Source organism: Streptomyces sp. NBC_00271, assembly GCF_036178845.1.
In the GTDB taxonomy this organism is placed as follows: Bacteria; Actinomycetota; Actinomycetes; order Streptomycetales; family Streptomycetaceae; genus Streptomyces.
Genome location: NZ_CP108070.1, coordinates 223,860 through 243,214 on the forward strand (window position 1 = coordinate 223,860; position 19,355 = coordinate 243,214).

15 protein-coding genes and 2 pseudogenes are annotated in these 19,355 nt (G+C 72.6%); 5 read left to right on the forward strand and 12 right to left on the reverse strand.

Annotated features, from left to right (window positions below; translation table 11 throughout):
* Positions 1–178 precede the first annotated feature (178 nt).
* Together OG798_RS01175 and OG798_RS01180 are read right to left on the reverse strand one after the other, a co-directional pair.
* Complete coding sequence (locus tag OG798_RS01175; RefSeq protein ID WP_328759963.1) at positions 179–2,014, reverse strand: glycoside hydrolase family 15 protein; 1,836 nt, start codon at positions 2,012–2,014, stop codon at positions 179–181.
* A 438-nt stretch (positions 2,015–2,452) separates the two neighbouring features.
* Positions 2,453–2,791, reverse strand: a pseudogene (locus tag OG798_RS01180) (serine hydrolase); the annotation flags it as partial.
* Between the two features lie 281 nt (positions 2,792–3,072).
* On the opposite strand from OG798_RS01180, the gene OG798_RS01185 reads away from it, so the two are divergent.
* Both OG798_RS01185 and OG798_RS01190 read left to right on the forward strand, forming a co-directional pair.
* Positions 3,073–3,534, forward strand: coding sequence for a hypothetical protein (locus OG798_RS01185; RefSeq protein WP_328755914.1), 462 nt, complete (start codon positions 3,073–3,075; stop codon positions 3,532–3,534).
* 2 nt (positions 3,535–3,536) lie between these two features.
* Positions 3,537–4,283 (forward strand): hypothetical protein, encoded by a 747-nt coding sequence (locus OG798_RS01190; protein WP_328759964.1) that lies wholly within the window; start codon positions 3,537–3,539, stop codon positions 4,281–4,283.
* A 155-nt stretch (positions 4,284–4,438) separates the two neighbouring features.
* On the opposite strand, the gene OG798_RS01195 is transcribed toward OG798_RS01190, so the two are convergent.
* The gene (locus tag OG798_RS01195) at positions 4,439–4,669 is read right to left on the reverse strand and encodes a response regulator transcription factor (RefSeq protein ID WP_060900198.1); all 231 of its coding nucleotides are present in this window, start codon (positions 4,667–4,669) and stop codon (positions 4,439–4,441) included.
* A gap of 308 nt (positions 4,670–4,977) precedes the next feature.
* Between OG798_RS01195 and OG798_RS01200 the strand changes: the two genes are divergently transcribed.
* Positions 4,978–7,503: a SpoIIE family protein phosphatase gene (locus OG798_RS01200; RefSeq protein WP_328755917.1), complete on the forward strand. Its 2,526-nt coding sequence runs from the start codon at positions 4,978–4,980 to the stop codon at positions 7,501–7,503.
* Positions 7,504–7,559: 56 nt separating this feature from the next.
* Here the strand turns inward: OG798_RS01200 and OG798_RS01205 are convergent, their stop codons facing one another.
* From OG798_RS01205 to OG798_RS01235, 7 genes and pseudogenes are all read right to left on the reverse strand, one after another.
* Positions 7,560–8,795 carry a PP2C family protein-serine/threonine phosphatase gene (locus OG798_RS01205; protein ID WP_121413223.1) on the reverse strand — a complete coding sequence of 412 codons (1,236 nt, stop codon included), beginning with the start codon at positions 8,793–8,795 and terminating at the stop codon, positions 7,560–7,562.
* Positions 8,796–9,224: 429 nt separating this feature from the next.
* On the reverse strand, positions 9,225–9,848 hold the full coding sequence (locus OG798_RS01210; RefSeq protein ID WP_328755918.1) for a hypothetical protein: 624 nt from the start codon (positions 9,846–9,848) through the stop codon (positions 9,225–9,227).
* Between the two features lie 152 nt (positions 9,849–10,000).
* Positions 10,001–10,456 (reverse strand): DUF1153 domain-containing protein, encoded by a 456-nt coding sequence (locus OG798_RS01215; protein WP_328755919.1) that lies wholly within the window; start codon positions 10,454–10,456, stop codon positions 10,001–10,003.
* Between the two features lie 166 nt (positions 10,457–10,622).
* Entirely contained in the window at positions 10,623–11,216 is a 594-nt protein-coding gene (locus OG798_RS01220; protein ID WP_328755920.1) for a hypothetical protein, read from the reverse strand.
* A gap of 772 nt (positions 11,217–11,988) precedes the next feature.
* Positions 11,989–13,260, reverse strand: a pseudogene (locus tag OG798_RS01225) (DUF6777 domain-containing protein); the annotation flags it as partial.
* Between the two features lie 248 nt (positions 13,261–13,508).
* Positions 13,509–14,522, reverse strand: a complete 1,014-nt coding sequence (locus OG798_RS01230; RefSeq protein WP_328755921.1) for a serine/threonine-protein kinase — start codon at positions 14,520–14,522, stop codon at positions 13,509–13,511.
* A gap of 228 nt (positions 14,523–14,750) precedes the next feature.
* Complete coding sequence (locus OG798_RS01235) at positions 14,751–16,124, reverse strand: aminotransferase class V-fold PLP-dependent enzyme (protein ID WP_328755922.1); 1,374 nt, start codon at positions 16,122–16,124, stop codon at positions 14,751–14,753.
* 334 nt (positions 16,125–16,458) lie between these two features.
* On the opposite strand from OG798_RS01235, the gene OG798_RS01240 reads away from it, so the two are divergent.
* Entirely contained in the window at positions 16,459–16,872 is a 414-nt protein-coding gene (locus OG798_RS01240) for a hypothetical protein (RefSeq protein ID WP_328755923.1), read from the forward strand.
* A gap of 265 nt (positions 16,873–17,137) precedes the next feature.
* A complete protein-coding gene (locus OG798_RS01245) occupies positions 17,138–17,461 on the forward strand; it encodes an acyl carrier protein (protein ID WP_267059947.1) in 324 nt (107 codons plus the stop codon).
* Between the two features lie 92 nt (positions 17,462–17,553).
* Here OG798_RS01245 and OG798_RS01250 read toward each other — a convergent pair whose 3' ends face one another.
* On the reverse strand, positions 17,554–18,222 hold the full coding sequence (locus tag OG798_RS01250; RefSeq protein WP_121413229.1) for a nitroreductase: 669 nt from the start codon (positions 18,220–18,222) through the stop codon (positions 17,554–17,556).
* Between the two features lie 406 nt (positions 18,223–18,628).
* Entirely contained in the window at positions 18,629–19,114 is a 486-nt protein-coding gene (locus OG798_RS01255) for a MarR family winged helix-turn-helix transcriptional regulator (protein WP_121413230.1), read from the reverse strand.
* Positions 19,115–19,355 lie beyond the last annotated feature (241 nt).

A 19,355-nucleotide genomic window follows, 5' to 3' on the forward strand; every position in this document is an offset into this window, starting at 1 on the left:
CGTGGGCACGTACCTGGAAGACCTCGCCGTCGCGCTGCGCGAGCGGCGTGCCCGGACCTGTGCCTGCGGGGCAGGGCTTGCGCCAGGGCAAGGCAGACGGGTTGCGTCACAACATGGTCTTGAGCGTCCTCTCTTACGCTCGCGCACCGGCCCCGGCATCGGCATCGGACTCATTCGTCTAGCCGAGCATGCGGTCGAGGTTGAAGGCGGCGCTGATCAGGGCGAGGTGGGTGAAGGCCTGGGGGAAGTTTCCGCGCTGTTCGCCGGTGTGGCCGATCTCCTCCGCGTAGAGGCCGAGGTGGTTGGCGTAGGTGAGCATCTTCTCGAAGGCGAGGCGGGCCTCGTCCAGGCGGCCGGCGCGGGTGAGTGCCTCGACGTACCAGAAGGAGCAGATCGAGAAGGTGCCTTCCTCGCCCTGGAGGCCGTCGGGGCTGGCCTGGGGGTCGTAGCGGTAGACCAGGGAGTCGGACACCAGGTCCTCGCCGAGGGCGTCGAGGGTGGCGAGCCATTTGGGGTCGGTCGGGGCGATGAACTTCGCCAGCGGCATCATCAGCAGGGAGGCGTCGAGGATGTCGCTGTCCTCGTACTGGGTGAAGGCGTGGCGTTCGGCGGACCAGCCGTGGCTCATGATCCGCCGGTAGATCGTGTCGCGGACGGCGCCCCAGCGGACCATGTCGGCGGGCAGGCCGCGGTGCCGGGCCAGCCGCATGGCGCGTTCGATCGCCACCCAGCACATGAGGCGGGAGTAGAGGAACGTCTTGCGGCCGCCGCGGGTCTCCCAGACTCCCTCGTCGGGCTGGTCCCAGTGGTCGCACACCCAGTCGACGAGCTCGCTGATGCTGTCCCAGTGGGCGCTGGAGATGGGCTTGCCCCACTTGTCGTAGAGGTAGAGGGAGTCGACGAGTGCCCCGTAGATGTCGAGCTGGAGCTGGTCGACGGCGGCGTTGCCGACGCGTACGGGGGCTGAGCCGCGGTAGCCCTCGAGGTGGGGCAGTTCGCGTTCGGGCAGGTCACGGCATCCGTCGATGCCGTACATGATCTGCAGGGGGCCGGTGGGTCCGCACGGGCCGTCGGGGGCGCGCTGGACATGCTCGGTGACGAAGCCCATGAAGGCTTCGGCCTCGGCGGTGAAGCCGAGTCTGAGCATCGCGTACACGCAGAACGCGGCGTCGCGGATCCACACGTAGCGGTAGTCCCAGTTGCGTTCGCCGCCGATCTGTTCGGGCAGGCTGGTGGTCGGCGCGGCGACGATGGCGCCGGTGGGGGCGTAGGTGAGGAGTTTGAGGGTGAGGGCGGAGCGGTGGACCATTTCCCGCCAGCGGCCGCGGTAGCGGGACTGGGACAGCCAGCGGCGCCAGTAGCACACGGTCGCGTTGAATTCTCTTTCCGCCTCGGCGACGGCGCAGAAGCGGGGTGCCACGTCGCCGCCGATCTTGTCGATGGTGAAGACGGCCGCCTCGCCCTCGTGCAGTTTGAACAGGGCCCAGACGTCCGGGCCGTCGACCTCGATGGGCACGGTGGAGGTCAGGGCGAGGCGCAGCGAGGCGGAGGCGAAGACCGCCTGGCCGGCCTCGGCGTGCACGGTGTGGGGTGCGGTGCCGTACTCGAAGCGGGGGGCGACGCGGGCGCGGAAGGGGAGTGCTCCGCGGACGCACACCACGCGGCGGATGAGGCGGTGGCGGTCGGCCTCGCGTGAGTCGTCGACGACGGGCATGAAGTCCTGGATCTCGCCGACTCCGTCGTCCGCGAAGAAGCGGGTGATCAGGACGTTGGTGTCGGGGAAGTAGAACTGTTTGGTGCGGGTGGGGACGTCGGGGGCGAGTTCGAAGGATCCGCCCCGTTCGGCGTCGAGGATCGAGGCGAAGACGCTGGGTGCGTCGAAGCGGGGGCAGCAGTACCAGTCGATGGTGCCGTTCGTGCCGACGAGGGCGGCGCTGCGCAGGTCGCCGATCAGGCCGTGCTCGGCGATGGGCAGGTAGCCGGGGGTGCCGGTGCCGCGGGGGCCGGCGGATATCCGGTCACTGTCCTTCGCTCCGGCCTCAGGAGTCGCTTCAGCCACGTCAGCCTCCTTGGGCTTCGCCCGAGCCGCCCCCTGGTGTCCAGGCTAGGGCCTGTCCGGCGGATCAGGTCGGAGGAAAGTAACGGCGCCTCATAAGTGCAGGTGAGCGGGGTCTGGTGCGTGCAGCTGCAAGGCAGGGAAGGGCGTCGACGCGATGGGGGTCCCCCTGCTCGAGCGAAGCCGAGAGCTCGGGGGAGTCGGCGACCGACGACAACGCCGCTGGGGGTACCCCCTGCTCGAAGAGCTTGGGGGAGGGCGTGCCAGACCCCGCGTCTCCGGCATGATCCGCCGGACAGGCCCTAGCGAGTTGTCGCGCCCGTGGGCCTGCGGAGCGGGGGCTGCGGCGGTACGCGTTCCTCTCCCCCGCGCGCCGGTGCCGCCTCGCGGGGGTGGTCAGCGGGCCGCGGGCTGGGCGGGCAGGTTGAAGACGTGGCCCGGGGAGACGATCTTCGTGATCGCCTCCCCGAAGAGGGTGCTGGGCTCCGCGCCGTTGTGGTCGATGTCGATGTTCAACAGGACGACGAGGGTCGCCTGCGCCGCGGGGAGGTAGACGGTCAGGGATTCGTAGCCGGGCAGGGAGCCGTGGTGCCCGATCCAGCCCTGGACGTCGAAGATGCCCAGGCCGTACCCGGTGCCCGGAATCGTGGTGGGAGGCGTGGTCAGCCGCTGTTTCTGTGTGGCCGGGCTGATCAGGGTGGTGCCGTCGGGCAGGACGCCGGTGGCCACCGTGCGCGTGCGGGCAACCGGCCTGCGGGCACGGCTTTGTGAGGGGCCGTCAGCCATGGCGGGCCGTGTGCCGCGGCCGCCGGCCCGGCGTCGGACGAAAAACGGGCGGGACGGGACCGCGGTCTCCCGCGGCGTGCGGGACGGTGCCGCTTGCCGGCCACCGGATCGGGCCCGTGCAACCGCCCGCCCTCCCTTGATCGTCCCCGCCCCCGGGGAACCGTGACGGGAGGGGATCGTGTGGTGCGGGATCACATACGTCTTGAGGACGAGGGCCGGGGGGAGATGACGTGAGTTTCCTGCTCTGTCTGCTGGTCGTCCTGGTCGCGGTCGTCTCCGGCGTGGTGTTCCTGGGCCGGGGACTGGCCCGCGTCTGGAGAGGCGGGCTCGCGCGCTCGCTGCGCGGTCTCGCGTATGTCGTCGCGGCGGGCGCGGCCGTGATGTACGCCTGGGGAATGCTGTACGTCGCGGGCGCGGCGCTGGAGGCGGACGACGGCGGGGCGGATTCCTCGCCCATCCGGCCGTGCCGCACGGGCGTGCAGGAACGCGACTACTGGATCGACGACTACCACGTCTGGTGGGTACCGGTCCGGTTCGTGTGCCATCGAAGCGACGGGACCACCTACGACCGGGAGGTCCCCGGATACGTGAACCCGGCGCTGGCCGGCCTCACGGTCAGCGCAGTGGCCCTGGCCGTGTCCGCCCGGTCCGTCTCCGCCCGGTCCGCGGACGAGCGCGCGCGGAGGCCGTGAGCATGCTGCTGTTCTACGCCGTGCCGCTGATCAGTCTCTTCCTGTGCGCGGCCGGATCGGTTGCGTACCTTCTGTGGGCGGCCCTGCGCCGTCCGTCCCGGCAGGTCCGCTGGGCCGTCATCGGCGCGGGTGTGGCGGTGCTCGGATACGCGGGTGCCGTGGTGTACGGGCTGGCCTTCACCGACCCCGTGCAGGTGTGCGGCGAGAAGACCCTCGACAACGACTTCCCGCTGGTGCGCGTGCGCGTGGACGCCTTCCCGCCCGACGTCGCGTGCTACTGGAGCGACTCGGGGGCTTATGGGCCGTCGCACCCCACGGTCCTGGGCACGTGGATCATGTGGGCGGGCACGGGGGTTCTGGTCGTGGCCCTCTCCGTCATCCTGATCGGGCGGAGGTCGCGGGCCTCGCGCTGGGTGCGGGCCGGTGCGATCTGGTCGCCGTTGGTGGCCGTCATGATCTGGGTGACCGGTATTGGCCCCTCGATGGAACTCTCACAGACGGAGCTCTACGACGAGTGCCTGCACGCGAAGACAATCCCCCCGGACACCAAGCTGATCCGGATCGACGTACGGGACATCGAAAGAACGGTCTTTCCGCCCTCCCTCACCTGCACCTACTCCGACAGCGAGGCCGACCTCCTCGCACCCGAGCGGACCGGCCTGCTCGGGTGCGGCGTCGCCTTCGTGGCGTTTACGGGGGTCGCCCTGTCCCAGGCCGCACGAGCGGGCCGGGCCAGGCCAAGCATGTGAGACGGGCCGGGCACGGCCTTCTGCCACCGGGGCGGTGCCGGAACGGCGCCGGCGTGCCGCTGCTGACGGGGCCGGGCCGAGGGGAGTTCGGCACGGGCCGGTGAGCAGCGGCGGTGCGGCGCGGCGGTCACATCGCGGCCGCGGGAGCGTGGTGGTCACAGGCCCAGGGAGATGGCCAGCCGGGTGAGTTCGGCGGTGCTGTTGATGTTGAGCTTGGCCCGGATACGGCGGAGGTAGGCGTCGACGGTGTGCTTGGAGAGCCCCATGTGGCGGGCCGTCTGCAGGTAGGTGCGCCCTGCGGCGATATGTCGCAGCGTCTCCTGCTCGCGGGGGGCCAGCGCGGGGACGGGGGCTTCGGCGTGCGGCGTGGCGAGTGTGAGGCTCATGGGATTTCCTCCGACGTGTCGGCTCGGTCGTCGCTGCTCACACCCTTGAAAGCAGGGGACATATGACCGAATAAGGCTTTTTGTCCGCTTTACATAAAGAGTGGCCGGGGGACTTCATGACGGTGTCCGCCGGCTGTCACAGGCCTGTCACAGGCAATCCCCGCGGGTTTGCAGCGGCGCGGTCATGGACGAGGCGGCGGGCCGCGCCCCCGGTGACGGCGCCGGGTTGGTGCTCCGTGCCCCCCGGGATCATGCTTGTCAGGAGAGCCCCCGGCCGTGCAGGTTCCCGAAGGGCGAGATGAGCGGCGATGGAGCGACTTCCCACCCATCCTGGTGAGCGGCCACACGAGTCGGACGCCTCCCCCGGTCCGGCCCGCACGGTCCCTCCCACTCCCCCTCCCACGGCCACCGCCGCCGTCGACGCGCGGGGCATCGTGACGGAGTGGAGCGAAGGGGCCCGGCAGTTGCTCGGCTACCTGCCCTCGGAGGTCGTGGGACAGCCCGCCGCCCGTCTGCTCGCCGACGACGCCGGCACGGCCGACGCGGCGGCGCTGCGGGACGCGGCCGGACGGGAGCGGTGGAGCGGCACCGTGGCACTGCGGCACCGCGACGGCCGCCGGCTGCGGCGGGAACTGCTGGCGCACCGCCGTACGGCGGACGGCCCCGTCACCGAGTGGCTCGTGGTGTCCGCCGTCACCGGCACACCCGAGGGACAAGCGCCCCCCGGCCCGCCCGAAGGAGAAGCAGCCGGGAGCGGGACGTACGGGAGCGAGGCGGCCGGGAGCGGTCGGCTGGGGGAATGGGCGTTTCGCCAGTCGCCCTGCGTCCTGGCCGTCTTCGACGCGGACCTGCGGCTGGTGCGGGCCAACGCCGGTATGGAGCAGGTGCTGTCCCTCACCGAGGACCAGATGCGCGGGCGGCGTCTGCCGGAGATCGTGCCGCATCCGGTGAGCGACGAGACCGAGGCGAAGATGCGCCGGGTGCTGGAGGGCGGCGGCCCGCAGCATCTGCGGGCGGGCACCGGCCCCGCGGGCACCGGGGCGGACGACGGCTGGTCGACCTCCCTCGTCCCGCTGAAGGACCCCGCCGGGCGCGTGCGCGCGGTGTGCCTGGCGGCGCACCAGCGGCTCCAGGAGCATCTCGCCCGGCAGCGGATGCTCCTGCTGAGCGAGGCCTCGGCCCGCATCGGCACCACCGCAGACAGCGGGCGCACCGCGCAGGAACTGGCCGACATCGCCGTCCCGCGGCTCGCGGACTTCGCCGCCGTCGATCTGCTGGACGCCCCCCGGCACGGCGGCGAGCCCTCCCCCGCCGCCCCGGCCAGGGCCCTCGCCACGACCCGTACCGCGGTGCGCTCGGTCCTCGACGACGTGCCCGCCGCCTCCGCGGCGGGCACAAAGACCCTCTACCCGGCCCTGTCACCGGTGGCCCGGTGCCTGGCCCAGGGCCACGGCGCCCTGTACGACGCGGCCGACCCCGACCTCCTGCGGTGGGCGCGGCAGGACCCGGGGGCCGCCCGGCTCCTGGGCAGCGGAACGCACTCGGTGATGGTGGTGCCAATGCGGGCCCACGGCGCCACGCTCGGCGTGGCCCTCTTCGGCCGGCACCGGCGCGCGGAGCCCTTCGAGGCGGACGACCTGTGGCTGGCCGAGGAACTCACCGCCAAGGCGGCCGTCAGTATCCACACCACCCGCCGCGACAGCCGCGAGCACACCAGCACCATGACCCTGCAGCGCAGCCTGCTCCCGCAGACGCTGCCCGACCAGGGAGCCCTGGACATCGCCACCCGCTATCTGCCCGCCGGCACCCGGGCCGGCGTGGGCGGCGACTGGTTCGACGTCATCCCGCTGTCCGGTGCGCGGGTGGCGCTCGTCGTGGGCGACGTGGTCGGCCACGGCATCCGCGCCTCCGCCACCATGGGCCGGCTGCGCACCGCGGTGCGCACCCTGGCGGATGTCGACCTGCCGCCCGACGAACTGCTCACCCACCTCGACGACCTCGTCCTGCACCTGTCCGCCGACGAGGGCGGCACGGACGGCGCCGAAGAGAGTGCCGGGGGCATCGGCACCACCTGTCTGTACGCGGTCTACGACCCGGTCTCGCGCCGCTGCGCCCTCGCCCGGGCCGGCCACCCGCCGCCCGCCGCGGTCACCCCGGACGGCGCCGTCCGCTTCCTCGACGTCCCGGCCGGCCCGCCGCTGGGCCTGGGCGGCCTGCCGTTCGAGACCTTCGAGACCGAACTGCCCGAGGGCAGCCTCCTGGCCCTCTACACCGACGGTCTGCTCGCCGCCCGCGACCACGACATCGACGAGGCGCTGGACAAGATGTTCGCCGCCCTCGCCCGCCCCGCGAAGACCCTCGACACGGTCTGCGACAGAGTCCTCACCGCCATGCTGACCCACCGTCCCGACGACGACATCGCCCTGCTCGTCGCCCGCACCCGGGCCCTGCACGCCGACCGGGTCGCCGCCTGGGACCTGCCCTCCGACCCGGCCGTCGTCGCCCGGGCCCGCAAGCACGCCACCGAGCAGCTGACCGCCTGGGGGCTGGACGACGCCGCCTTCATCACCGAACTGACGGTCAGTGAACTGGTCACCAACGCCATCCGCTACGGCCGGCCGCCCATCCAGCTGCGGCTGATCCACGAGGACTCCACGCTGACCTGCGAGGTCTTCGACTCCAGCAGCACCGCCCCGCACATGCGGCGCGCCCGGACCTTCGACGAGGGCGGGCGGGGCCTGCTGCTGGTCGGCCAGCTCGCCCGGCGCTGGGGCACCCGGCACGCCCTCACCGGCAAGACCGTCTGGGCCGAGCAGTCCCTCTCCCCCGGCTGACCGCCGCCCGCACGGGGCCGCGGCCGCCAGGTCCTGTGGGAACGTGACGACAGGGCCTAGAGGCGCACGACGACCAGGGCGACGTCGTCGCGTCCGCCGCTGCTGACACCGAGGCGGGCAAGCAGCGTGTCGGCCAGGCGTTCGGGAGCAAGACGGGTGTGGCGGGTGAGAGTGTCGGTGAGCCGGCGCAGGCCGACGTCGATGTCCTCTCCCCGGCGTTCGATGAGCCCGTCGGTGTAGAGCACGAGGGTGTCTCCCGGGGTGTAGGGCAGCTCGGCCTGGGGGCGGGGCACGTGGCGGGGGCGGGCGCCCAGCGGGGGGTCGGTGGCCTGGTCGAGCAGGCCGAAGGAGCCGTCGGGATGCACCAGGACGGGCGGGAGATGGCCCGCGCTGCTGTAGCGGATGCGGTGGACCCGGTTGTCGATGACGGCCTCGGCCGCGGTGGTGGCCAGCGCCCCTTCCACCGAGCGGGCATACAGGCCCAGCACCTCCAGCGCTCTGGCCGGCTCGTGCAGGGCGCGGACCGCCGCGGACAGGGCGCTGCGGAGCATGCCCATCGTCGCGGCGGCCTCCAGGCCGTGCCCGACGACGTCGCCGACGGCCACGGCGAAGCCGCCGGGCAGATCGACCACGTCGTACCAGTCGCCGCACACGTTCAGGGACCCGGCGGCGGGCATGTAGCGCACCGCGATGTCCTGGTGGCCCGCCAGGTCGGGCGAGTGCAGCATGGCCTCCTGCAGGGTGACGGCGACCTGGCGTTCCCGGGCGTGTGCCTTGCGCAGTTCGTCGTTCAGCTGCTGCAGTGCGCGCGCCCGCGCATACAGCTCGGCCTCCATCGCCTCCCGCTCGCCCAGCACGCTGATTCTCTGCGCGAGCCGGGGGCGGGACAGGACGAACTCGGTCACGTCCTCCACCCGGTGGATGATCCACTCCACCTGTCCGTCCGGCCCGAGCACCGGGGTGTTGACCGGCGACCACCAGCGCTCCTCGAACTCGCCCGGACGGCCGGTGACGGGGATGTCGTACTTCTGCACCGCCATGGTGTCCGGTTCCTTCGAACGCAGCACCCAGTGCAGGGAGGCGCTCAGATTCCGCACCCCGTCGGCGCCCGGGTCCGCGGGATTGTCGGGGAAGGCGTCGAACAGGTACCGCCCGACCAGTTCCGTCCGGGTGCGGGCGGTCGCCAGGAGGTAGGCCTGGTTGACGTCCACGATCACCAGGTCGCGGCCCAGCACCAGGTACGGGCTGGGGGTGGCGGCGAACAGCGCCCGGTAGTCGATCCGCTCCCTCACCGCACTCGCTCCCTACCGCCCCGACGCCACGGTCCTCACCCCGCCCACGAACCCACTCGACCACGACACGGGGCCGTCCGCGCTGCGGGAACCCCGGCCCGAGTCCGCCGCCGGCTGGACCGCGCCGCTGGGCGGGGCGTTCCATCGAAGGGCGGCTCCTTTGCGTATCGACGTGCACGCCCGCCTGTGGACCGCAGGGCTCGATACGGGTACCCCGCGCGGGACCGGTGCCGACGCGACGCGGCCGATCTGGACCGTCGTTTCGCGCGGCCGTGGACCACATCGCCGACTCGGGGCTCACCCCGGAGGAAGCCACGATGATCCTCGACACCAACGCGGCGAACCTGCTCGGCCTGTCCGCGCCCTGACCCCGCGGGCGCAACCACTCCCGCCGCACCGCGGGCCGGGCCCCCCGGGGGCGGGCGGACGTCAGCCGGCGCCGCCGGTGCCGCCGCGGCCGCCCATGCCGCCGCTCTCACAGCCGAGCCCGAGGCAGATCCCGCCGGTGCCGCCCTTGCCACCGCGGCCGCCGTCGCCGGTGCCCACCGCGGCTCCGCCCGTGCCGCCGGTGCCGCCGTTGGCGCTGCCGCCGCAGATCCCGGCGCAGATCCCGCCCTGGCCACCGATACCGCCCTCGCGGCCCGGCGCGCCGGTCGTGCCGGTGCCGCCGTTGGCGCTGCCGTTGCACAGCCCGGCGCAGATCCCGCCCTGGCCGCCGTTGCTCCCGTTGACGGTCCCGTTGCAGTTGCCCGCACACACCCGGTCGCCGATCCGCACGCTGCCGTCGCCCACCTTGACGGTGCCGAACTGGCCACTGCCGAACTGGCCGTTCACGAACTGACCGCTGGCGAACTGGCCGCCGCCCGGCCAGCTGCCGCCGCCCGGCTGGGCGCCGTCGGCGGGGAGCTGCCGGGCGGCGGCCACCACGGCCGTATGGCCCTGCGGCACCGGCGCGGCCATCGCGGCCGGCGCCAGCGCGCCGGCCGCCACACCGGCGGTCAGAGCGGTCGAGACCGTGAGACCGAGACGGACCTTCCAAGAACGCATACGCATGGCATTCCTCTTCCCAAAGAATTATTTTCCGTACCGCGGTTTCCGCTGTATCGAATAAACCCGGCCAAGGACCTCGCCGTCACGGCCCGTGAATTCGGGGCTTGACAGGAACGCCCCGGCCCGCACCGGGCCGGGGCGTCGGAGGAAGTCCCTCAGGAGCCGAAGAGGGAATTCAAACCCATCAGCGCGGCCCAGTCCCCGTCGCGGAACTGCTTGTCCCAGGTGTCGAACTCCTTCTCGGAGATCTTGTACTTCTTGGCGACGTCGGCCTTCTTCGCCTGCCCGGACTCCACGGTCAGCACGATCCGTATCTTGTCCACGCCCGTGAGCTCCGACTTGGGCTTGTCGGGCAGGTCGTCGAACTTGAAGCAGCCGAGCCGGCCGGGCTCGCCGGGCTCCCCCGGCCGACCGGGCTCACCACCCTTGCCGCCTTCCCCGCCCTTGCCGCCTTCCCCGCCATGGCCGCAGTGGGACGGGTCGGCCGGGACCATCTGGCTGATGCCTGTGGTGACGCCCGGCGCCGCCTGGGCTGCGCACGCGGTGCCGGTGGCGAGGGCCACCGAGGCCACCGCCAGGACGAGCGGACGCTGCCAGCGAGTTCTGGACATGGGGGTTCTCCGTTTTCCTTGAGCAAGGTTGTGGTTCTGCGGGGCGCAGCGCCGGCCGTCCGGCTCCGCGTCCTGGTCAATGGGGGTGCGGGGGGAAGGGGTGAGGGGGTGAGGGGTCCGGTGGGGCGCAGGCCGTGCGGGCCTTCGCCCCACCGGGGCGGAACGGTCAGAAGATGCTGCCGCCGCCGGCGCCACCGCCGCCGCCCAGGCCGCCGAAGAGGACGCCGAGCCCGCCCGCGCCGCCCTTGCCTCCGTCGCCGCCCTGGAAGACACCGAAGCCGCCGTTGCCGCCCTTGCCTCCGTTGCCGCCGATGAAACCGTCGCCGCCGGAGCCGCCGGAGCCGGCGCTGCCGCCGAACAGGCCGGTGCCGCCGTCGCCGCCCCTGCCTCCGTCGCCGCCGATGACACCGTCGCCGCCGCCACCACCGCCACCGCCACCACCGCCGGACAGGATGCCGTCGCCTCCGTTGCCGCCCTTGCCTCCGTCACCGCCGACGCCCAGGACGCTGCCGCCGCCGGAGCCGCCGGAGCCCCCGCCGCCGCCGATGAAGCCGTCGCCTCCGGCACCGCCGTCACCGCCGGCGCCGCCGCCGTGGACGAAGCTCACGACATGCGCGGCGGGCATCGGGGCGGCCATCGCGGCGGACGCCGGAAGGACGATGCCTCCGGTGATCACCGCGGCCGAGGCGGCGAGTGTCGCGAGGCGGAAGCCCCGGCGCTTGGAGCGGACGTCGCTGTGGGTGTGAAAAATACGGGTCATGGGTTTTCTCCTACCGATTCAGGGGACTCTTCTGCCCGTCCCGAAAATTCGGGACGACAGCCGGCGGACCGTTTTACCGGGACCGCCGCACCGGGACAATTCGCGGTTTCGGTGAAAGAGAAAACCCTCTGCCGAAGATTTCCGTCCTACCGTCCTGCCTCATCTATTTTCCGGATTTCCTTTCCGGTGAGGCCCGCACTTCAAGTAGGCCCCACGGGCACCGCACGGTCACGTTCCGAGGAGTCGTGACTTGACCCAGCGGGACGAGTCGGGTAAAGCGCGCAAAAAGATGCCGCACGGTGGTCCTGGGACACCCTGCGGCGTATGTGCGCCAGCGCTGCTAGGACCCCTCGGGGCCCGGCGGTTGCTGCTGCTCCTGCTCCTGCTGTTGCTGCTGTTCTGTGTCGGCGGGCGGGGGGCCGGAATTCTGGGGCTCCGTGTTCTGGGGCGCGGAGGACAGGGGCTCGGAGGACAGGGGTGCCGAGGACAGGGGCGGAGGCTCGGAGGTCTGGGGCGCGGACGTCTTTGGCTCGGGCTGCGAGGAGGGCGGTTCGGAGGACGGGGCCTGCGGCTTCGAGGACTTCTCGGACGGCGACGGCGGCGATGACGACGGCTGGGAGGAGCCCGGTGAGGACGGCCCGGACGACGGAGAGGACGGCTTGCCCGACTCCGACGAGGACTTGTCCTTCGACGGTGACGACTCCTTGCCGGACTTCGACGACTCGGAGGACTTGGAGGGCTTGCCTGACTCGGACGACTTGGAGGGCTTGCCCGACTCCGACGACTTGCCCGACTCCGAGGACTTCGACGACTTGTCCGACTCGGACGGCTTACCCGACTCGGACGGCTTCGACGGCTTGCCCGACTCCGACGACTTCGACGACTTGTCCGACTCCGACGGCTTCGACGGCTTCGACGGCTTACCCGACTCCGACGACTTCGACGACTTGCCCGACTCCGACGGCTTGGACGGCTTGCCCGGTCCCTGCGAGGTGTCGCCGTTCGAGGGTGTCTGTTCCCTGCCCGTCGTGGACGGCTTCGGTGGCGGCGGAGGCGGTGGCGGTGGCGGTGTCGTCTTCTTGTCGTACTCGCCGCGGTGGTCTCCCTGGTCCCGGGTGAACCATTCGCCCTTCTTCTGGCCCGCCACGACGAACTTCTTCACCGGGCGGGGCGCCGGCGCGACGACGACCACGTGCGAGGGCCGGTAGCCGGACCACGACTGGCCCACCGGCCTGGGGGCGGCACTCTGCTGCGCGGCCGGCGGTGTCAGCGGGTTCCCGCAGGCGCAGCGCACCCGCGGTACCCCGCGCTCGTCGACCAGGACGGCGGTGCCCGCCTGCAGCACGGCCTGATAGGTGGTGGCAGAACCGTTGCGGTAGCCGTGGTTGGTGACCCGGGTGTCCGCCCGGAGCTGTACGGAGGTGAGGGTGCGCAGATAGCCGGGGACGGCGGAGGGCTGGATGCCCAGCACCGAGGCGAAGGCCGCGTTCTTCGACGGTTCCGCCTTGAGGGCGGTGATCTGCTTCTCCACGTCGCAGCTGGCGACGTTGCGTGTCCCGCCGTAGAGGCCGGGGGCGTCACCGCTCACGCTCTGTACCGCGTTGTCCGTGCCCGTGGCCGTGGAGGGCAGCGAGGGTGTCGCCGTCGGCGCGGTGCTCTCCTTCGCGGTCGACTCCGTGAACGGGTCCGCGCCCGTGCTCCCGGCGGACTGCAGGAAGACCTCGCCCCGCTGCTGGTTCGAGGTGTCGTCGGAACGGGTGAACACGAGGATCAGGGCCACCGCCGCCACGATGGCGGTGGCGACCACGGCCACCCGGGGCGCGGACTTCCACCACGGGTGGTGCGGGCCCTCGCCGCCGCCCGGGCCCCCGCCGCCGGATCCGCCGGGCGGTCCGACCGGCGGTCCCGACCGCCCGCCGCCGAGGCGGGTTTCGGCGTCCGGGGGTGTGGGCCGGTCCGGCTGGGAAGGCCCCGCCAGCGGCCCCGACGGAGGACCTTTGGGACGGCCGGACGGCGGTTGGGACGACGACGGTTCGATGCTCACGAGCTCCACTCCCGGCATCGGGGCCTGCGGCACACAGGCCAGCGGCACAGCCTCAGGAAACCCGCAACACAACCTCCTGCCGTCGGCCCCGCGCCCGCCCCCTCGCCCTCCGCCCGCCGGTGCCTCTTCACACCATTGTGTGCGGCCGTGCCGCACACCTCGCAAGCCGACGGCCCACACCCGGCAGGAGCGGGCAGGGCCCGCACCGGGGCGGGCGGCGCACGGCCGGACGGACGTACGGCGTGCGGCTATCCGGGGGTACGGCCGAAGACCGGCCGGGCCCACCCCGGCGGCTCCGGCACCGGCTCGGGTGCCCGCGGGGCTTCGGCGACCGCGGGGACCACCTGGGTCGGCGCGTGCACGTCCTTGCCGACCGCGGCAGCGGCGGCGGCGCCCGCGCCGCTCGCGGCGGCCCGCAGTGCCGCCACGAACTCCAGGCAGGAGTCGTAACGGTCCTCGGGGACCTTCGCCAGGGCCTTGGCCAGCACGCCGTCCAGCGCCGGCGGGATGCCCGGCCGTTGCTCGCTCAGGGGCGGCGGCTGGTCGTACTGGTGCGCCCACAGCAGCGCCATGTCGTCGTCCCGCTGGAAGGGCGGGGCGCCCGCGAGGGTTTCGTAGACGACGCAGGCGAAGCCGTACAGATCGCACCGGCCGTCCACCGGGCGGCCCGAGATCTGCTCCGGGGCCACGTAGTCGAGCGTGCCGACGAACTCGCCGACGGTCGTGAACCCGGTCAGCGACAGCGACTTCTTCGTCAGCCCGAAATCCGTGAGGTAGACGTACTCGGGATGATCACTGTCCGTGCCCCGGGCCACCAGGATGTTGCCGGGCTTGACGTCCCGGTGCACCAGGTCGTGTTCATGGGCCGCGTCCAGCGCCGACGCCACCTGCCCGGCGATCCGCAGCGCGGTCGTCACCGGCAGCGGGCCGTCCCGGTCGAGCAGGGCCCGCAGATCCAGCCCCGAGACGTACCGCATGGCGATGTACAGGACACCGTCCGTCTCACCGGCCTCGAAGACCGGCACGATGTGCGGGTGGTCGATGGCGGCGGCCACCAGCGACTCGTGCGTGAAGCGGCGCCGGAAGGTGTCGTTGCGGGCCAGTTCCGGGGCGAGCAGTTTCAGCGCGACCGTACGGTCCAGACGCAGGTCCTTGGCGCAGTACACGACGGCCATGCCCCCGCGGCCGATCTCGCGCTCCACCCGGTAGCCCGCGATCTGGGCCCCGATCAGGCCCGAGGCCCGGCCGGAGTACAGCTCCATGCCCCCCGACGCCGCGCCCATCACACACCGCCGCCGGCCCACCGTGCGAGCGCCCCGGGACAGCCCCCCGCGCCGCCGGAACCGACTCCCGGAGCGGGTCCCGGCGCAGCCGTGTGAACGGGCCGCTCACCCATGCCCGAATTCTATCCAGCGCTTTCTCCGGGCGCTTGATCACGGCCGGTCCGCAGACGGGCGTCCCGGACGCATCCTTCAGATTCGGGGGCGGGGTCAGGGCGTGGGGCACAGGGTCAGGTGGCGGCGGGCGGACGGCCGGGGCCGGGGCCCCGCGGGCGGGACCGGGGCCGGGGCAGAGGCGAGGGCGGGAGTGGGGGTCGGGGTGGGGGTGGGAGGGAGGGTGCGGGCGGGGCGGGGGCGTTGCGCACCGGCGGTCTCCTCGCGGACGACTTCCCGCAGGGCGCGGCCGAAGCGGGCGATGTCCTGGGGGGTGGTGTCGGGGCCGAGGGAGGCGCGCAGGGCCGTGGTGGCGCCGGAACGGGGCAGGTGGAGCGGGGTTTCCTGCGCGACCGTCTTCCACAGGACGACACCGCGGGCCGCCAGCCGGCGGCGGACGAGCGCGGCGGGCAGGTCGCGGTGGCGGAAGGCGAGGATGGCGGACTGGACCCGGCCCGGGGCGATCAGTTCGGTGCCGGGGCACTCCTCGACGGCGGCGCGCAGGGCGGGCAGGAGCCCCTGCCCGGCCAGGCCGGCGGGTCCGTCGGTGGTGGCCGTGGCGGTGGTGGCGGTGGTGGCGGTGTGGTGGGCCAGGGCGGCGTTCAGGCCCGCGACGGCCGCGTTCGGCGGCAGGGGGCGGTGGGCGGCGGCGTCCTCGAACGCGGCACGCAGCCGGGGCGCCAGGAAGGCGAACCCGACGGCGTACGGGCCGCGCAGGAAGCGCCAGCCGTCCCCCGTCAGCAGCTGGCAGCCGATGCGGCCGGCATCCACGGGGAGCTGGCCGGCGGAGTAGGAGGCGTCGACGGCGTACACGCACCGGTACGGGGCGAGGATCTGCCCGATCTCCTCGACCGGGTTGACGATTCCGCAGCCGGAGGGGACGTGGACGACCGAGACGAGGGCGACGTCGTCGTCGATGTGCCGGGCCATCCACTCCAGGTCCAGGTCCCCGTCCTCGCGCAGCGGAACGACCTCCACCGTGCAGCGGGTGCGGTCGCGCAGGGCGTAGAGGGCGGTCAGGCGGGCGGCGCTCTCGTAGGGGGTCGTCCAGACGCGCTCGCCGCGGCCGGGGGTGAGGCGGGAGACCAGCGCGTCGAAGGCGCCGGCGGCGTCCGTGACGACGGCGGTGTCGGCGGCCGGGACGCCGAGCAGAGCGCCGAGGCGCTCGTGGACCTCGGTGCGCAGGACGTCCTCGAGGTCCTCCTCGAGCTCGTGCGGGCCGTAGCGGTCCTCGCGGCTCGCGCAGTCGGCGACGAGTGCGCGGACGGCGGCGGGCATGGTGCCCCAGCCCGCCGTGTCCAGGTGGACCGTCCGGCCCTCCCGGTCCGCGGGCTCCGTGCGGTCCGTGCCGTCCGTGCCGTCCGTGCCGTACGCGTGGTCCGTGCCGTACGTGTGGTCCCTGTGGTCCGTGGATGACGGCGTCGCGTTCATTTCCGGGGCCTCCCCCCGCTGTCGCCAAATATTGCCAACTTGCTTGGCAATACATTGCCAAGCGCGAGGCCGTGATGGCAACGGGGGCTCCGGCGGCGCTCTAGCGGAGGGGCCGCGAAAGTGCAGTTCAACCCCCTCGGGTTCGGCTCCGCGCGACCCGCGGAGCGGGGTGTTTGACAAACTTTGCCAGGCATCCGCGCAGGCGGTACGGCGACTCTCGCCGGCCTCCAGCCCATCTCCAGCGAATACCGAGCAGATCCCGAGGAGGCATTGCCAAGCTTCTTGGCAAGAAGTTACCAACGCAGATTCGCTTCATTGCCACGGAGGAGCTGTCATGAAGAACCTCGTCGCCCGCCTCGCCGTCACCGCCGCCGTCGCCTCCGCCGTACTCACCGCCGGCGGCATCAGCACCGCCGCGGACGGCATCGGCTGGCCCAAGGCGGCGAGCACCACGACCGCCTCCTCCTCCATCGGCTGGCCGAGGACGGCCGGCACCGTCTCCGCCGCCTCCGCGGAGGGCGACATCGGCTGGCCCAAGACCACCGCCACCACCGCCGCGGCCACGGACGACATCGGCTGGCCGAAGGGCACCGTCACCACCGTCTCCGCCACCGACGACATCGGCTGGCCCAAGGTCACCGTCGTCTCGGCGAACGGCGACATCGGCTGGCCCAAGACCACCGCCACCACCGCCTCCGCCACCGACGACATCGGCTGGCCGGTCGCGGGCGGCAGCGCGGCCGTCTGAGGGTGCCGCCCGCCCTCGCACGGCCGCCCCGTCCCCGCGCGTGCGCGGAACGCTTCCCCGCCGCCGCCCCCGTACGACGTCCACCGGACCACCCGCCGAACCCGTGAGGCCCCCGCCGGCAGCAGCACCGTGGCGGGGGCTTCGGTCATGTCACGGGGCGGGCCCGCGGCCTGAGCGGGCGTCCACGGCGACTCGAGCGGGACGCGGCACGGTGCTGCCCGGAGCACCGCTTCGCCTCTCCCGTGTCCCGGAAGGAAGTCGCCCAATGGCCCACGCACCGTGGAACGCGAAGTTCGAGGACGTCCTGCGCCAGGGCCTGCCGGGGCTCGGCAAGGACAAGGAGCCCGCCGCCGACGTCCCGATGGAGGCCTACGGGCTGGACTCCATGGCGCTCATCGGCATCGTCAGCGCGCTGGAGTCCGCGTTCCGCGTCAGCCTCGCCGGCCAGATCGTCGTCCCGGTGCACGCCCTGAGCGCCGGCCAGCTCTGGGGCATCCTCTCCGCCGCGCTGGCCCCGGCATGGGACGAGAGCCGGCCCGCCGCGGCCGCACGCCGCACGCGCGACCTGGGCCCCTGGGCCGTGGCCTGAGCGCCGACGGCATGCCGGCCCCTTGATGCATATGGACCACTTATGTGCGCGTGGCGGGAAACGGCGCCTTGACCGGCCGAGGACGGGCGGTGTCAGTAGTCACCGACGAACGTGACCGTCTCGTCGAGCGGCGCCCGGCCCGTACGGGTGTATCCCACCGTGACGTCCTCGAACCCGATCGACATGCCGCAGAAGAGGACGAGCTCGTCCGGGGGTGACAGGACCTCCGCGACGGTCTTGCGGTACTTCGCCCATGCCATCTGCGCGCAGCTGTGCAGCCCTTCGGCGCGCAGCAGCAGCATGACGGTCTGCAGATACATGCCGACGTCGGACCATTGGGCCGGGCCCAGGTCGCGGTCGATGTAGCAGAACAGGGCGGCGGGGGCGCCGAAACAGTCCCAGTTCGCGGAAGCGGCCCTCTGGCGCGCCTCCATGTCCTCGCGCGCAATGCCGAGTGCGCCGTAGCGCTGCTCGCCGAAGGCGGATCGGCGTTCGCGGTACGGGGACTTCAGTGCGGGCGGGTACTGCTCGTACTCCGGCTCGTCCCAGGGGTCGCCCACGGCCAGGCGCTCGCCGGCGCGCTTCTTGAGTTCGGCCAGCGGTCCGCCGGTCAGCACGTAGGTGTGCCACGGCTGGAGGTTCGATCCGGACGGTGTCCAGGCCGCGCCGGACAGCACCCGCTCCAGCACCTCCCTCGGGACGGGCCGGTCGGTGAATCCGCGTACCGCCCGCCGGCTCGTGACCGCCTCGTAGACGTTCACGGTCGCCCACCTCCCTCCGCGCGACGAGGCACTTTCGTTTCATTCAATATAGTACCATCCGATACCATCTCGTGTTTAACGATTGTCCCGTACAAACCCTCTGCCCCTGGTCCCCCGCTCCGGACACCGCTCCTGGAGAGAGCCCATGGCCACGCTGCTGCACATCGACTCGTCCGTGTTCCCCGGCGAGGCGTCCTCGCCCCAAGGCCGGACAACTCGCTGAGCGCCTCGCCGCATAACCCCCGGGCCATGGACGCCGCCTGACGCCTCACCCCGGTACGTCACGCGGCGTTCCCGTCGCCTGCGCCCTGCCCGGCGGTGACGACGGCTGCCGCCCTCAAGGCCGGGTTCGCCGCGACAGCCGCATGAGACGACACGCGCCCACGCGGCCGGTGCGCGGGCGCGCTTACGCCTCGCCGCCTGCGGGATGGGCAAACCGGGTCAGCAGATCCGTCAGCTGCTCGGGCTCGCCGGGCCCCAGTTCGGCGACCAGATGTTCGGCCAGCGGCGCCGCCGCCACATGAGCTGCGTCGAAGAGCTCCACGCCCTCGGGCGTGATCTCCACCGCCCGCACCCGCCGGTCCCCCGGAACGTTCTTGCGCACGGCCAGTCCCCTGCGCTCCAGGTCGTCCACGACCCGCATGATTCCCGCCTTGTCCGACCCCGTCGCCGCCGCCAGGTCCCGCTGCACCGTGGGTCCGCGGTCGACCAGCACGATCAGCACGGCGAAATGCCGCAGCTCGATGCCGAGCGGCCGAAGCGCCTCCTCCATCACCGCGGCCGCGCGCCAGTGCGCCCGGCGCAGCAGCAGGCCGAGAGCGAAGGGCGAGGCGTCCCCGGGACGGTCGGTCACACGTGAGGGGGTGGTCCGGTGGGGAACGTCGGCGTTCATGGGGCCACATTAACGCCATCGATTCGTTCGATACGGTCTCATTTGAAACTAAATGCGGCTCCGTCCGCTGCGGCCCTGTCGCCTCACGCCAATACGGCTCCACCGGGCCCGGTATCGACCCATCGCCCATGGGGAACAACGGCCTCGTCGCGTCGTCGGGGCGCCGGGGCAGGAGCTCGAGTGGTGCTCCAGTGGTTCGAGACGGCCCCTCAGGATCCCGTTGCCAGGATCTTGGCAAGGT

Coding starts and splice junctions, on each gene's coding strand:
- OG798_RS01210 (WP_328755918.1), bottom strand. CDS start 9,848: ATGCGTATGCGTTCTTGGAAGGTCCGTCTCGGTCTCACGGTCTCGACC.
- OG798_RS01200 (WP_328755917.1), top strand. CDS start 4,978: ATGGAGCGACTTCCCACCCATCCTGGTGAGCGGCCACACGAGTCGGAC.
- OG798_RS01245 (WP_267059947.1), top strand. CDS start 17,138: ATGGCCCACGCACCGTGGAACGCGAAGTTCGAGGACGTCCTGCGCCAG.
- OG798_RS01190 (WP_328759964.1), top strand. CDS start 3,537: ATGCTGCTGTTCTACGCCGTGCCGCTGATCAGTCTCTTCCTGTGCGCG.
- OG798_RS01220 (WP_328755920.1), bottom strand. CDS start 11,216: ATGACCCGTATTTTTCACACCCACAGCGACGTCCGCTCCAAGCGCCGG.
- OG798_RS01235 (WP_328755922.1), bottom strand. CDS start 16,124: ATGAACGCGACGCCGTCATCCACGGACCACAGGGACCACACGTACGGC.
- OG798_RS01195 (WP_060900198.1), bottom strand. CDS start 4,669: ATGAGCCTCACACTCGCCACGCCGCACGCCGAAGCCCCCGTCCCCGCG.
- OG798_RS01240 (WP_328755923.1), top strand. CDS start 16,459: ATGAAGAACCTCGTCGCCCGCCTCGCCGTCACCGCCGCCGTCGCCTCC.
- OG798_RS01255 (WP_121413230.1), bottom strand. CDS start 19,114: ATGAACGCCGACGTTCCCCACCGGACCACCCCCTCACGTGTGACCGAC.
- OG798_RS01230 (WP_328755921.1), bottom strand. CDS start 14,522: ATGGAGCTGTACTCCGGCCGGGCCTCGGGCCTGATCGGGGCCCAGATC.
- OG798_RS01215 (WP_328755919.1), bottom strand. CDS start 10,456: ATGTCCAGAACTCGCTGGCAGCGTCCGCTCGTCCTGGCGGTGGCCTCG.